Origin of the sequence: Halomonas sp. 1513, from assembly GCA_001971685.1 — a bacterium.
Taxonomy (GTDB): Bacteria; Pseudomonadota; Gammaproteobacteria; order Pseudomonadales; family Halomonadaceae; genus Franzmannia.
In genome coordinates this window covers 1,983,013-1,997,409 of record CP019326.1, presented here as the reverse complement: position 1 = coordinate 1,997,409, position 14,397 = coordinate 1,983,013, and the positions used below count along the sequence as shown (strand labels likewise).

The following is a 14,397-nucleotide window of genomic DNA, read 5'->3' as shown; positions in this document are numbered from 1 at the left end:
CACGCCTGCCCACCATTACATCATCAATTTGTATACAAAGTCAGCCCTGGCGACGCCCGCTCACCCCGCAGCCCTTGAGAATCACCGTGCACAGGAATTCGGTGATGCGCTGGTAGTCCTCGTCGCTCAACTCGTTGCGGTCGGTGATGCCCAGCACCTGGGCCTCGAAGTCGGCGTAGTGCTGGGTCGACGACCAGATCAGGAAGATCAGCCACACCGGATCGATGCGGTCCATCAGGCCGCGTTCGGCCCACTGCTCGAAGACCCGCGCCCGCGCCTCGACCCAGTCGCGCAGCTCGCCGCGCAGGTACTCCTGCAGGAAGGGCGCCCCGCCGAGGATCTCGGCGGCGAACAGCCGCGAGCCGCGGGGATGATCACGGGTCAGCTGCATCTTGCTGCGAATAAAGGCCTCGAGCACCTCGGCGGGGTCGTCGTCGACGCTGATATCATCGAGCATGGCATTCCAGCGCGCCATCATGCGTTCGAGCAGGGTCACGTAGAGCTTCTGCTTGCTGCCGACGTAGTAGAGCACGTTGGACTTGGGCAGCCCGGCGGCCTCGGCGATGGCCTGGACGCTGGCGCCGCGGTAGCCGTGCTGGGCGAAGACCTGCTCGGCGGCCTCGAGGATCGCCTTCTCGTTGCGCAGGCGGGTAACGGTGGATTCGGCCACAGAAGAGGTCGCGGTCATGGCTCAAGCTCTTGCGAATGGAGCCCACAAGCTTGCCGCAGGCGCCTGCGCCCTGCAACGGCTGGCCCCGATAACGATAAGCTCTACGGTAGCATCACCCTCCTCTGTAGCATCACCGCTCGAGACTGATCCGGGGGCAAGCCTACGAGGAGGCGCTGTAAATCGTCCCTGAGCGCTACCGATGCCCTGCTGCGCTCTCGCATCCTGCTCCGCTTGCAGGACCGGTGCTGGCCATCCATGGCCAGCCCGTTCGGAGACATGCTCCTCACCCATGGCATCGAACCTCCTCTTCGGCTTGCCCCCGGCGTCCCTCGCTGCGTCCTGGTAACTGCCCCGTCAGCAATACCCCCCGCTTGGCCTGTCCCTGGCGCTAGTCCCTCTAGGCCTCACCCTCTCGTGAATTTTCTGCGCCAGTACCTTGCGCTCGTGACGGGAATGGGCCACGCTTATCTCAAGTTGACCATTTGGTCAGAACTGGGCAACATCCCCTTGCGTCACCTTGCCAGGCCAGCGCGGCCTGGAGAGCACAACAACGAGCGGATCCTGCGATGATCGACTTCTACCTCAACGGCAAGCGTCAGCGGTGCGACGACGTGCCCGCCGACACCAGCATTCTCGAACTCCTGCGCACCCGCCTGGGCCAGACCGGCACCAAGGAAGGCTGCGCCTCCGGCGACTGCGGTGCCTGCACCGTGGCTATCGGCGAACCCAGCGACGATGGCGCGCTGCGCTATCAGGCCGCCAACGGCTGCATCACCCCCGCCCACCAGCTCGACGGCTGCCACCTGGTGACCGTCGAAGGGCTGGCCCGCGGCGATGCGCTGCACCCGGCCCAGGCCGCCATGGTCGAGTGTCACGGCAGCCAGTGCGGCTTCTGTACGCCGGGCATCGTGATGTCGCTGTTCACCCTGCACGAGGAGCAGCGCCGCACGCCGGCGCCGTTGAGCCAGCAGCGCCTCGAGGAGGTGCTGGGCGGCAACCTGTGCCGCTGCACCGGCTACCGACCGATCCGCGATGCCGCCCTGAGCATGAACGACTATCCCGACACCCACCCGCTATGGGCCGATGATCCCGACCTGGCCAGCAATGTCGCGCAGCTGCGTGCGGCCAAGGCCGTCTCCAGCAGCGGCGGCCACTATGTCGCCCCACGCGACCTCGCCGCCCTGCGCCAGCTCAAGGCCGAGCGCCCAGAGGCGCGGCTGGTGGCCGGCGCCACCGACCTGTGGCTGGAGACCACCCAGCAGCTCAAGGCGCTGGACGATCTGATCGACGTGCGCCAGGTGGCCGAGCTCAACGCCATCGAAGAGACGCCGCAAGGCTGGTGGATCGGCGCCGCGGTCACCTACTCGCGCCTCGAGCCGCTGTTCGAGCAGCACTACCCCGCCTTCGCGCATCTGCTGCATCGCTTCGCCTCCAAGCAGATCCGCAATCGCGGCACCCTGGGGGGCAATGTCGCCAACGCCTCGCCGATCGGCGACTCGCCGCCGGTACTGCTGGCCCTCGACGCCCGCGTCAGCCTCGACGGCCCCGACGGCGAGCGCGAGCTGCCGCTTGGCGACTTCTTCCTCGACTACAAGCAGACCGCGCTTGGCGCCAACGAATTCATCCGCGCGATCTTCCTGCCGCGGCCCAACGACGACCAGAATCTCAAGGTCTGGAAGCTGTCAAAACGCCGTGAGGACGATATTTCCGCGGTGCTGGGCGCCTTCGCCTGGCGCCTAGAAGGCGGCGTGATGCGCGACGTACGCCTGGCCTTCGGCGGCATGGCGGCGATTCCCAAGCGCGCCGCAGGCGCCGAGGCCGCCCTCGAGGGACAGGCGCCAAGCGCCGACGCCTTCACCGCGGCGCGGGCAGCGCTGGCCGATGACTTCCAGCCGATGAGCGACGTACGCGGCAGCGCCGAGTATCGCCAGGTGGCGGCGGGCAACCTGCTCGAGCGCCTGCGGCTGATGATCGACACCGACAACACCATCGACGCGGAGGTGACCCTGCATGCGTACGCTCACTGATATTTCGCCCGCTTCCGTCAAGGCACGCGCCGACCAGCAGGGCCGCAACAAGGGCGATGGCCCGCTGGCCCGTGATATCAGCGACGTCAGCCGCCAGGGAGCGGCGGGCGCGAGCCGCGCCCACGAAAGTGCCATCAAGCACGTCACCGGCCGCGCCGCCTATATCGACGACCTCCAGGCCCCGGCGGATACCCTGCACGTGGCGCTGGGGCTATCACCGGTGGCCCACGGCCGCCTGACCCGCCTCGACCTGGAAAAGGTCAAGGCCGCCCCCGGCGTGGTCGATGTGATCACCATCGTCGACGTGCCCGGCCATACCGATATCGGCCCGGTGTTTCCCGGCGACCCGATCTTCGCCGACGACGAGATCAGCTACGTAGGCCAGTGCCTGTTCGCGGTGGCTGCCGACAGCCACCAGGCGGCGCGCCGCGCCGTGACCCTGGCCGAGATCGAGATCGACGAGCAGCCGGCCAGCCTCGACCCGGTGGCCGCCGCCCAGCGTGAAGAGTTCGTGCGCCCCACCCACGTGCAGCAGAGCGGCGACTGGCAGGCGGCGCTGGACGGCGCGGCCCACGTGATCGACAGCGAGCAGTTCGTCGGCGGCCAGGAGCACTTCTACCTCGAGGGCCAGGCCTGCCTGGTACAGCCCACCGAGGACGAGGGGGTGATCGTGCACACCTCCAACCAGCACCCCAGCGAGACCCAGAAGCTGGTCGCCGAGGTGCTCGACATTCCCTTCCACGCCGTTACCGTGGAGATGCGCCGCATGGGCGGCGGCTTCGGCGGCAAGGAGACCCAGGCATCGCCGTGGGCCTGCATCGCCGCGATCATCGCGCGGCGCACCGGGCGCACCACGCGCGTACGCCTGCCGCGTGCCGAGGACATGCGCGCCACCGGCAAGCGCCACCCCTTCCATAACCGCTACACGCTCGGCTTCGATGCCCAGGGCGTGCTGCAGGGCGGCGACATCAGCGTCATCGGCGACTGCGGCTACTCGCCGGATCTTTCCGAGGCGATCGTCGACCGCGCCATGTTCCACGCCGACAACGCCTACTCATTGGGCCGCGCGCGGGTCACCGGCCAGCGGGCCAAGACCCATACCGCCTCCAACACCGCCTTCCGCGGCTTCGGCGGCCCCCAGGGCATGATGATCATCGAGGCGGCCATGGACGATATTGCCCGGCGCCTCGGCGAGGACCCGCTGACGATTCGCAAGCGCAACCTCTATCGCGCCGCCGAGGAGCACGGCATCAAGCGCGACGTGACCCACTATGGCCAGCCGGTGGAGCAGCTCGGCCTGCTGCACGACCTGATCGCCCAGCTTGAGCAGAGCAGCGACTACTGGGCGCGCCGTGAGGCCATCACTGCCCACAACGCCGGCAACCCGATCATCAAGAAGGGCCTGGCGCTGACGCCGGTGAAGTTCGGCATCTCGTTTACCGCCAAGCACCTCAACCAGGCCGGTGCCCTGCTCCACGTCTATACCGACGGCAGCGTGATGATCAACCACGGCGGCACCGAGATGGGCCAGGGCCTGCACACCAAGGTGTGCCAGGTGGTGGCCCGCGAGCTGGGCCTCGACCTGGAGCAGGTGCGCATCACCGCCACGCGCACTGACAAGGTGCCCAACACATCGCCCACCGCAGCCTCCAGCGGCGCCGACCTCAACGGCCAGGCCGCCCGTGATGCCAGCCTCAGGCTCAAGGAGCGGCTGTTCGACTTCGCCGCCGAGCATTTCGGCACCGACCGCGGCGGCCTCGACCGCGAGGGCATGCGCCTGGAGGGCGGCGAGCTGATCGCCGGCAGCGGCGAGGCCGAGTGCCGTATCCCCTGGGGCGAGCTGGTGCAGGCCGCCTATCTATCGCGCATCTCGCTGTCGGAGAAGGGCTTTTACTCCACGCCGCTGATCCACTACGACCGCGAGACTGCCAAGGGCCGGCCGTTCTACTACTACGCGTTTGGCGCCGCGGTGGCCGAAGTCAGCGTCGATACCCTGAGCGGCGAGTACCAGGTCGACCGGGTCGATATCCTCCACGACGTCGGCGACTCGCTGAACCCGGCCATCGATATTGGCCAGGTTGAGGGTGGCTTCATCCAGGGCATGGGCTGGCTGACCAGCGAGGAGCTAAAGTGGAACGACGCCGGCCGGCTGGTCAGCGACGGCCCCGCGACCTACAAGATCCCCGCCTTCGGCGATCTGCCGCCGCTGTTCAACGTCGAGCTGATGCAGGGTCACCCCAACTCCCAGGCCAGCATCTACCGCTCCAAGGCGGTCGGCGAGCCGCCGTTCATGCTCGGCATTGCGGTGTGGTCGGCGCTGCGCGACGCGCTGTCGAGCCTTGCCGACTATCGCCAGTGCCCGCGGCTGGACACCCCGGCCACGCCGGAGCGGGTCTTGATGGCCGCCGAGGCGCTGCGTCACGCCGCCAAGGCGCAAGAGGCCGATCGTGGACCGGCCTGAGGCATCGCTGCAGCAGCAAGGCAGCGCCCTGCCCTGGCACGCCGCGCTGCACGCGCTGCAGCGCGAGGCGCAGCCCCACGCCCTGGCCAGCGTGGTCGGCGCGGCGGGCTCCACGCCCCGCGAGCCCGGCGCCAAGATGGTGATCACCGAGGACGCCGTGCACGACACCCTGGGTGGCGGCACCTTCGAGTTCCAGGTCATCGCCTGCGCCCGCGAGGCGCTGGCCCGCGGCGAATCGGGCACCCGCCTCGAGGCCTTTCCCCTCGGCGGGCGCAGCGGCCAGTGCTGCGGCGGCTATGTGCACGTGCTGATCGAGCTGTTCGCCAGCGCCGAGATGCAGGTCGCGGTGTTCGGTGCCGGCCACGTCGGCCAGGCACTGGTCGGCCTGCTCGCCCCGCTGGCGTGGCGCGTGGACTGGTTCGACAGCCGCGACGACGTCTTCCCCGCACAGCAGCAGCCGCGCCTGGCAAAGCACCACGCGCCGGACCCGGCGGCGGCGGTGGCCACGCTGCCCCGCGGCTGCCATGCGCTGGTGATGACCCACGACCACGGCGAGGACTGTGCGCTGGTCGATGCCCTGCTGGCCCGTGGCGACTGCGCCTCCATCGGCCTGATCGGCTCGCACAGCAAGTGGGCCAGCTTCCAGCGCCGCCTGCGCGACGCCGGCCATGCACAGGCGCGCCTGGAACGCGAGGTACGCTGCCCGATCGGGGTGACCGGCGCCAAGGGCAAGCTGCCCTACGAGATCGCGCTATCGGTAGTGACCGAGCTGCTGACGCTCAAGCCTGGCGTAGAACACGACGATCGCCGCGGCGTTGCCCCGGACACCCTGCGCAAGGCATTTGCGCCACCGACGGACGAATGACGGCGGGGCCGAGCCCCCGCCCAAATGGAGAAAAACATGACCAACGCTGACCCTTCAGCGGGACGCCTGCTGCGTGGACCCGTGGTGAGCTTTCTAAACGACCCCGGTGAAGGCGACACGCCCGAACCCGGCAGCCTGCTGCACCTGGAAGACGGCGCCATCTGGCTGGTCGATGGCCGCATCCAGGCGATCGGCGACTATGCCGAGCTGGCCCCGCAGCTGCCCGCCGGCATCGAGCAGGTCGACTATGCCGGCAAGCTGATGATGCCCGGCTTCATCGACAGCCACGTGCACTACGTGCAGCTCGATATCATGGCCTCCTACGGCCGCCAGCTGCTCGACTGGCTCAACGAGTACACCTTCCCAGAGGAGTGCCGCTTTGCCGAGCGCGCCCACGCCGAGAATGTCGCCGAGGCATTCCTCGACGAGCAGCTGCGAGTCGGCACCACCACCGCCCAGGTGTTCTGCACCTCGCACCCGGTGTCGGTGGACACCTTCTTCGCCGCCGCCCGGCGCCGCGGCCTGCGCATGCTGGCCGGCAAGGTGCTGATGGACCGCCACGCCCCCGAGGCGCTGACCGACAGCGTCGAGAGCGGCGTACGCGACAGCGAGCGGCTGATCGGCGACTGGCACGGCAAGGACCGCCTCGGCTATACGCTGACGCCGCGTTTCGCGCCGACCTCCAGTGCGGCGCAGCTGGATACCGTGGGCGGCATCCTGCGCACCGCGCCGGATCTGCACCTGCAGACGCATCTATCGGAGAACAAGGGCGAGATCGACTGGGTCGCCGAGCTGTTTCCCGACTGCCGCGACTATCTCGGCGTCTACGAGCGCTACGGCCTGGTGGGGCCGCGCAGCACCTTCGCCCACGGCATCCACCTAGACCAGCCGATGCGCAACCGGCTGGCCGCCGCCGGCGCCAATATCGCCTTCTGCCCGACCTCCAACCTGTTCCTGGGCAGCGGGCTGTTCGACCGCCTGGCGTGCCGCGACGCCGGTCTCAACACCACCCTGGCCAGCGACGTCGGCGGCGGCACCGACCTGTCGGGCCTGGCCACCCTCAAGGCGGCCTACCAGGTCGGCCAGCTGCTCGGCCAGCCGCTGACCGCCTGGCAGGGCTTCTACCGCCTGACCCTGGGCAACGCCCGGGCGCTGCACCTCGACACCCACATCGGTAGCCTGCGCCAGGGCAAGGAGGCCGACATCGTGGTCCTCGACCCCGCCGCCACCCCGCTGCTGGCCCGCCGCAGCGCCAGGACCCGCAACCTCGCCGAGCAGCTGTTCGCGCTGATGATGCTCGGCGACGACCGCAGCGTCTATGCCACCTGGGCCAACGGTGAATGTGTGCACCAGCGCGACGCCGCCTCTACGCCCTGAATCCGCGCACGGGGCTCCGTGCATCAGGTACGTAAGCGTTGCGCTGATTGGGCGACCATCTCTGATGGTCGCCCCTTTTTTGCCTGCGTTATATGCTTGTGACCTCCCCCACATGAAGAGTGACGCCATCGCGCCCCGCGAGGACACCGTCGCCATCTTGGGCAGTGAAATACTCGGCCGTAAGTTCGAGGTGCCGGCGCTGCCGTAACAGCGACCCTCGCAGCAACCCGCATGACGGCACCGGCTGCGGCCGGTGTCGTTCCGGGCAAGCGATACGCTGGCGATCTCGGCGACCGATGGTAGTCTGGTCGCTGTGCCAATGCCTTTACCCAGCGGAGTATCGCCATGACCGTCACCCTGGTATCCCCCCAGGCCGCCGACCGCCCCGAATGGACGCGCCTCTACCGCGGCTACGCCGACTACTACGGCGTGCCGATGACCGAGCAGACGCTGGACACCGTCTGGGACTGGATTCAGCAGCCGGACATGGCCTTCTTCTGCCGGCTGGCGAAGAGCGAGGACGGACAGGCCATCGGCCTGATGCACTACCGCGCCATGCCGTCGCCGCTGCGCGGCACGCATATCGGCTTCCTTGACGACCTCTATGTCGACCCGGCCCATCGCGGCAGCGGCGCGGTCGACACCATGCTCGAGACGCTACGTGAGGAGGCGCGCGGCCACGGCTGGCCGTTCGTGCGCTGGATCACCCGCGAGCAGAACTATCGCGGTCGCGCCGTATACGACCGCCACGCCACGCACAGCGACTGGCAGACCTATCAGCTCGACACCCAGTAAACCAGCAACGCGAACAGGACGTTCACCGCATGCAATGGATCAGCGATCACGCCCCGGCGATCAATGCGATCGCCGGTGTCCTCACCCTCTTCGTCTGGGTGTTCTACGCCCAGCTGCTCTACAACGGCTATGTTCGCCAGCGCCGTGCGCGGTTGATCATCAACCGCGGCCAGGGCAAGGACATCGACTCACTCTGCCTGATCAGCAACATGAGCGCCGAGGCGATCTTCATCCAGCATATCGTGGTACGTATCGAGACCTCGCAAGAGCCGCTGCTGCTCGATGTCAGCGACTACCAGCAGTCCAACGACGACGGTCAAACCGAATATCGCAGCCACCAGGGGCCCTTGTCATCCGGCGGCTACCTGCATATCGGCAGCTTCAAGGAGCTGATACAGCGGGTTGCCGAGGACCACGATATCGAGCTCGACGGTCATCGCCCCAGCGGCGAGTTGACCTTCAAGGTCATCGAGCTGCGCGTCATCGCCATCTACGGTTCTGAGGACCAGCCGGTGGGCGCACGACGCCGCTTCATTCTCGACAATGATGGCGATGCCTGCTCGATCACCCCGGCCCAGCTCGACACCCAGCGCCTGACCCGGCGCCGCGACCGGCGCCTGGTCAAGCAGTGGATGCGCAATCTCGAGTAGCGCCTGGTGACTTACTCAGCGAGGGCGTCGAGGCGCGCCAGCAGCTCGGCGCGTCGCGCGTCGTCCATGAAGGCCACCTCGATGGCATTGCGCGCCAGCCCCAGCAGGGTCGCCTCGGACCAGCCGAAGGCGCGCTGGCAGGCGCTGAAGTTGTCATGCATGCCGCCGCCGAAATAGGCCGGGTCATCGGAGTTGATGGTCAGCAGCAGGCCCGCGTCGAGCAGCTGCGGCAGCGGGTGGTCGTCGATGCGCTCGACCACCTTGAGTTTGACGTTGGAGAGCGGGCAGACGGTGAGCGGCATCTTTAGCTCACGCAGCCGCTCCACCAGCGCCGGGTCCTCCAGGCAGCGCACGCCGTGATCGATGCGGCACACGTCGAGCAGGTCCAGCGCCTGAGTGATATAGGCCGGCGGCCCCTCCTCGCCGGCGTGGGCCACCCGTGCGATACCCAGCGCCCGGGCGCGCTCGAAGACCTCGACGAACTTCTCCGGTGGATGGCCGTGTTCGGCGCTGTCCAGGCCTATCGCGTCGAGCATCTCCCAGTAAGGGGCGGCGCGCTCGAGTACCTGCATCGCCTCGTCGGCCGGGCGGTCGCGCAGGAATGCCATGATCAGGGCAGTGCTGAGATCGAGCTCGCGCATCGCCAGCCGGCAGGCCCGGGCCAGCCCCTCGATTACCACCCCCAGCTGGATGCCCCGCGCCAGGTGCGCCTGAGGGTCGAAGTGCAGCTCAACGTGGACCACGCCTTCGGCGCTGGCGCGGCGGAAGTAGTCCATGGCCAGGTCGAAGAAATCCTCGGCGGTGCGCAACACGCTCATGCCCTGATAGTAGAGATCCAGGAACGACTGCAGGTCATCGAACTGGTAGGCCGCACGCACCTCCTCGACGCTTGCGTAGGGCAGCGTGATGCCGTTGCGCTCGGCGAGGGCAAACATCAGCTCGGGCTCCAATGAGCCCTCGATATGCAGGTGCAGTTCGGCCTTGGGTAGGCGGGTGATGAAGTCTTGCATGATGAGTTCCTGATCAGGCATCGGCGCGGATTTATTCCATCCTGCGACACTTTGACCGTTTGCGCAAAATCAGCCTGTGCGACGTATGCCAACGTTAGCGATCGAAGCACCGTTCGGGACGATTCGGTCAGCAAGCCTCACAGGGCGTTATCGAGGCCAAGCGTGATTCGAGGCCACCACCCGCCCCGCCGCTAACTGCGTCCAGTCGCTCACGCCTAGCGTCGCCAGCGGCTGGCCGTCGCGCTGGTGGCAGAGCAGCAGCAGGCTGCGTCCGGCAAGCCAGTGGTCGAGGCGCGCGGCGATGCGCTCGGCGAGGGCCGCATCGAGCCCGGCGAAGGGCTCGTCGAGGATCACGATGCGCGGCTCGGCCAGCAGCAGCCGCGCCAGGCACAGGCGACGTGCCTGGCCACCCGAGAGCTGACGGCCGCCCTCGCCGACCCGCGTTGCCAGGCCCTGCGCCTGCTCCGCCCAGGCATCCAGCTCGACCGTCGCCAGCGCCTGCCACAGCTGCTGGTCGCTGGCCTGGGCAGCGCCCAGCCGCAGGTTGGCGGCCAGGCTGTCATCGAACAGCTCACCCTGCTGGGTCAGCAGCCCGACGCACCCTCGCACCTCGCGCAGTCGCAGTTCCGCCAGCGGCTGGCCGTCTAGAGTCACCCGCCCCGCCTGGGGATCGATCAGCCGGGTGGCCAGCTGGGCCAGGCTCGACTTGCCTGACCCCGACGCACCGAGTAGCGCCAACCGCTGACCGCCAGCCAGGCGCAGCGAGACCCCATCGAGCGCCGGCTGCAGCGCCCCGGGGTAGTGCAGCGACACAGCGTGGAACGCGAGGCACGGGGTCGCCGAGCCCAGGTTAGACGGCTGCTGGGGGTCGGCAATCGCCGCTTGCGCGGCGCCCATGGCATTGAGGCGCCGGGCCGCGGCGCGGGTCGCGCCCAGCTGGGTGAAGGCGGTCGGCAACAGGCCCAGGGTCTCGGCCAGCGCCAGCACCGCCAGCGGCATCATCACCATCAGCGGCCCACTCAAGGCACCTCGGGCATAGGCCAGGCTGGCCAACCACAGCACCGCCAGCAGCGTCACGCCGATCCCCAGCCCCACCAGCGCATTGCCGAGGGCGGCACGCCGTCCCAGCAGGCGCTGGTCGTCGTACAGCCGCTGCTCCTGCCGCGCCAGCTCGCTGCGATGGGCTGCCAGGCTGGCATAGGCGCTGAGCTCCGCCAGGCCCTGCACATGCTCAATACCACGGCTGCGCAGCCGGTCCAGCGCCGCCACGCGGCGCTGACTGGCGGCCATGCCCAGGCGCGCCTGTCCCAGCGTCAGCAGCGCCCACAGCAGCAATAGCATGCCCCCGGCGACCATACCGGCCAGCGGCAGGAACACCCCGATCAGCAGCGTCAGCCCCAGGATCGCCAGCAGCGCCACCAGCGGCGGGGCCAGCAGTCGCAGATAGAGGCTGTCGAGGGTATCGATATCGGCGGTCAGACGGTTCAACCACTCGCTGGCGCGACGCCTCGACAGCGCCTGGCCGTCGAGCCGCACCAGCACCTGGAACATGCCGCCGCGCAGGTCGGCCAGCAGACGCAGCACCGTATCGTGGTTATAGAGCCGTTCGAGATAGCGGGCCACGGTGCGGGTCACCGCAAAGAAGCGTATCCCGCCGCCGGGGACATAGACATCGAGACTCGCCGCCACCCCGGCCGCCAGCAGCATGCCGGTCAAGGCGGTGGCGGTGATGAACCACCCCGACAGGGCCAGCAGGCCGATGCCGGCGAAGGCGGTGATCGCCATCAGCAGCGCGCCCATCGCCAGTCGTCCGCGCCGCCGGCCCAGCAGCTTGAGCCAGGGGCGCAGTTCGCGGTAGAGGCTCATGGGCGCACCTCCTCATCGAGCCGGCCATCCACCAGGCGGACTACCCGATCGGCCATCGCCATCAGCGCCGGATGGTGGGTGGCCAGGACCAGCGTCCTCCCCTCCCGCCTGAGGGTTTGCAGGGCCAGGATCACCGCCGCCTCGGTGTCGTCGTCGAGACTCGCGGTGGGCTCGTCGAGCAGCACCAGCGAGGCAGGCGACAGAAACACCCGCGCCAGCGCCAGGCGCTGGGCCTGGCCGCCGGAGAGGCCGGCACCACGCTCGCCCAATCGCGTATCGATGCCCTCCGGCAGGGCCGCCAGCAACTCGCCGAGCCCGGCCTGCTCGAGCGCGCGCTCGATATCCGCGTCGCTTGCCTGCGGCGACGCCAGGCGCAGGTTGTCGGCCAGGCTGCCGTGGATCAGCAGCGGGCGCTGATCCATCCAGGCGATCTCGCCGCAGGGCGCCTTCACCCGACCGCCATCGCTATCCACGAAGCCGGCGATCAGCTGCAGCAGCGTCGACTTGCCGGCGCCAGAGGGACCCACCAGCGCCACGCACTCGCCGGGCGCGATGGTGAGAGCCAACGGCCCCAGCACCCGCCCGCGACCGGCAAAGCTGACGCTCGCCCCATCCAGCGACACCCCCGACTGGTCGTCGCTTGGCTGGCGCCGGGCGTCGCCTTTCGGCGAAGGCAGATTGAGCAGCGCCACCAGCGCATCGGCGGCACCCAGCGCCGCGGCTCGGTCGTGGTAGTGCTGGGACAGAGTGCGCAGCGGCTGGAAGAACTCCGGCGCCAGCAGCAGGATCAGCAGGCCACTGAACAGCGTCAGCTGCGGCGAGGGGCCGTAGTCGATATAGCCGAGCAGACCGAAGCCGATATAGATCGCCAGCACCGCAATGGCCACCGCGGCGAAGAACTCGAGTACCGCCGAGGAGAGAAACGCCAGCCGCAGCGTACGCATGCTCAGGCGACGATAGTCATCTGCCGCGGCATGCACCTCGGCGGTGGCCTGGTCGGCACGGTTGAAGAGCTGCAGGGTGGTGATGCCGCGTACGCGGTCGAGGAAGTGGCCGGAGAGCCGGCTGACGGCGGCGAACTGGCGTCGATTGAGGCGTTCGGCGCCGATCCCCACCAGCGCCATGAACAGCGGGATCATGGGCGCCGCCAGCAGCAGGAACAGCGCCGCCAGCCAGTCGAGCCACAGCACCAGCACGGCAATCAGCGCGGGGATCGCCACGGCCAGGCGCAGCTGCGGCAGGAAGCGCGCAAAGTAGCCGTCCAGCGCCTCGACCTGCTCGACCAGCTGGCTCCCCAGGGCAGCGCTGTGGCGTCCGCCGAGGCGTATAGGCCCCAGCGCCTCGACGTGTGCCAGCAGCTCCCGCCGCGCCGCCTGTCGAATCCGCAGGCTGGCTTCCTGGCCGGCCACGTCCTGCCCCCACTGGGCGCCAGCGCGCAGCAGCAGCACGGCAATCAGCGCCGCGGCCACCGCGGTCAGATCCGCCACGCTGGCACCGCCGACCAGCAGCGCACTGACCCACCATGCCAGTAGCGCCATCTGGGCGATGGTGGCCAGCCCCGCGAACAGTCCCGCGGCGATGGCGAGCCCCGTCAGCCGTCGCTGCGGCCTTGCCAGGCGCTGCAGCCACAGCCGCGGTGTCAGCGGCGTATCGTCTTGCTGCATCGCCGCTGCCTTAGTGATAGCCCTCACCCACCTTGACCTTGCCGCGGAACACCCAGTAGGTCCAGGCGGTATAGGTCAGGATGATGGGTATCACGAACAGCACGCCGATCAGCAGGAACAGCTGCGACTCCGGCGCCGAGGCGGCGTCCCAGATGGTGTAGTCGGGCGGCACGATTACCGGCCACTTGCTGACCACCAGGCCGAGGTAGGTGAACAGGAAGATGCCCAGCGTCGACATGAACGGTAGCAGCTCGCGGCGCTGCCTGATCGACATCACCAGCAGCGCCATGCACAGCGTGGCAAGCCCCGGCAGTATCCAGATGATCTGGATGTTGCCGAACCAGCGCTCCCAGACGACAGGATTGACGAACGGCGTCCACAGGCTAATGGCGAAGAAGATCGCCACCACGCCAATCAGCAGTCGGGGCGTGATCCGGTAGGCCCAGTCCTGGATGTAGCCCTCCGACTTGAGGATCAGCCAGGTAGTCCCCAGCAGCGCATAGCCGATCATCATGCCGATGCCGGTGAGCACGGTGAACGGCGTCAGCCAGTCGAAGGCGCCGCCGACGTAGGCGAAGTTCTCGGTCTCGAAGCCCTGGATATAAGTGCCGACCACCGCACCCTGGGCGAAGGCCGCCACCGACGAGCCCCAGCAGAAGGCGCGGTTCCACCAGTGGCGGTTCTTGCGCGACTTGAAGCGCAGCTCGAAGGCCACGCCGCGGAATACCAGCCCCGCTAGCATTAGGAACACGCCGATATACAGCGCCGGCAGAAACACCGAGTAGACCAGCGGGAAGGCCCCCAGCAGGCCGGCCCCGCCCAGCACCAGCCAGGTCTCGTTGCCGTCCCACACCGGCGCCACCGAGTTCATCATCACGTCGCGGGCATCTTCGTCCGGGGCGAACGGGAACAGGATCCCCAGGCCCAGATCGAAGCCATCCATGAGCACGTACATCATGATCCCGAAGCCGATGATCAGCGCCCAGATCAGTGACAGATCGAACATCTCCAT

The 14,397-nt window shown here is 68.3% G+C and carries 12 protein-coding genes; 6 read left to right on the top strand and 6 right to left on the bottom strand.

What is annotated here, in order from left to right; genetic code table 11:
* Window positions 1–40: 40 nt before the first annotated feature.
* Both BWR19_08895 and BWR19_08890 read right to left on the bottom strand, forming a co-directional pair.
* Window positions 41–688: a TetR family transcriptional regulator gene (locus BWR19_08895; protein APX93032.1), complete on the bottom strand. Its 648-nt coding sequence runs from the start codon at window positions 686–688 to the stop codon at window positions 41–43.
* Between the two features lie 83 nt (window positions 689–771).
* Window positions 772–966 (bottom strand): hypothetical protein, encoded by a 195-nt coding sequence (locus BWR19_08890; GenBank protein APX93031.1) that lies wholly within the window; start codon window positions 964–966, stop codon window positions 772–774.
* A 270-nt stretch (window positions 967–1,236) separates the two neighbouring features.
* Between BWR19_08890 and BWR19_08885 the strand changes: the two genes are divergently transcribed.
* The 6 genes from BWR19_08885 (at window position 1,237) to BWR19_08860 (ending at window position 8,845) form a co-directional block, all read left to right on the top strand.
* Window positions 1,237–2,697: a xanthine dehydrogenase small subunit gene (locus BWR19_08885; GenBank protein ID APX93030.1), complete on the top strand. Its 1,461-nt coding sequence runs from the start codon at window positions 1,237–1,239 to the stop codon at window positions 2,695–2,697.
* Entirely contained in the window at window positions 2,681–5,158 is a 2,478-nt protein-coding gene (locus tag BWR19_08880; GenBank protein ID APX93029.1) for a xanthine dehydrogenase molybdopterin binding subunit, read from the top strand. Before BWR19_08885 ends, BWR19_08880 begins: the two co-directional genes overlap by 17 nt.
* 28 nt (window positions 5,159–5,186) lie before the next feature.
* Window positions 5,187–6,023, top strand: a complete 837-nt coding sequence (locus BWR19_08875) for a xanthine dehydrogenase accessory protein XdhC (protein ID APX94969.1) — start codon at window positions 5,187–5,189, stop codon at window positions 6,021–6,023.
* 36 nt (window positions 6,024–6,059) lie between these two features.
* Window positions 6,060–7,400 (top strand): guanine deaminase, encoded by a 1,341-nt coding sequence (locus BWR19_08870; GenBank protein APX93028.1) that lies wholly within the window; start codon window positions 6,060–6,062, stop codon window positions 7,398–7,400.
* A 345-nt stretch (window positions 7,401–7,745) separates the two neighbouring features.
* On the top strand, window positions 7,746–8,195 hold the full coding sequence (locus BWR19_08865; GenBank protein ID APX93027.1) for a GNAT family N-acetyltransferase: 450 nt from the start codon (window positions 7,746–7,748) through the stop codon (window positions 8,193–8,195).
* 29 nt (window positions 8,196–8,224) lie between these two features.
* Window positions 8,225–8,845, top strand: coding sequence for a hypothetical protein (locus BWR19_08860; GenBank protein APX93026.1), 621 nt, complete (start codon window positions 8,225–8,227; stop codon window positions 8,843–8,845).
* An 11-nt stretch (window positions 8,846–8,856) separates the two neighbouring features.
* Here the strand turns inward: BWR19_08860 and BWR19_08855 are convergent, their stop codons facing one another.
* The 4 genes from BWR19_08855 to BWR19_08840 all read right to left on the bottom strand — a co-directional run bounded on the left by BWR19_08855 (window position 8,857) and on the right by BWR19_08840 (window position 14,397).
* Window positions 8,857–9,855 carry an adenosine deaminase gene (locus BWR19_08855; GenBank protein APX94968.1) on the bottom strand — a complete coding sequence of 333 codons (999 nt, stop codon included), beginning with the start codon at window positions 9,853–9,855 and terminating at the stop codon, window positions 8,857–8,859.
* A gap of 147 nt (window positions 9,856–10,002) precedes the next feature.
* Entirely contained in the window at window positions 10,003–11,721 is a 1,719-nt protein-coding gene (locus BWR19_08850; protein APX93025.1) for a thiol reductant ABC exporter subunit CydC, read from the bottom strand.
* Window positions 11,718–13,385 carry a thiol reductant ABC exporter subunit CydD gene (locus tag BWR19_08845; GenBank protein APX93024.1) on the bottom strand — a complete coding sequence of 556 codons (1,668 nt, stop codon included), beginning with the start codon at window positions 13,383–13,385 and terminating at the stop codon, window positions 11,718–11,720. Before BWR19_08845 ends, BWR19_08850 begins: the two co-directional genes overlap by 4 nt.
* A gap of 10 nt (window positions 13,386–13,395) precedes the next feature.
* Window positions 13,396–14,397, bottom strand: coding sequence for a cytochrome d ubiquinol oxidase subunit II (locus BWR19_08840; protein ID APX93023.1), 1,002 nt, complete (start codon window positions 14,395–14,397; stop codon window positions 13,396–13,398).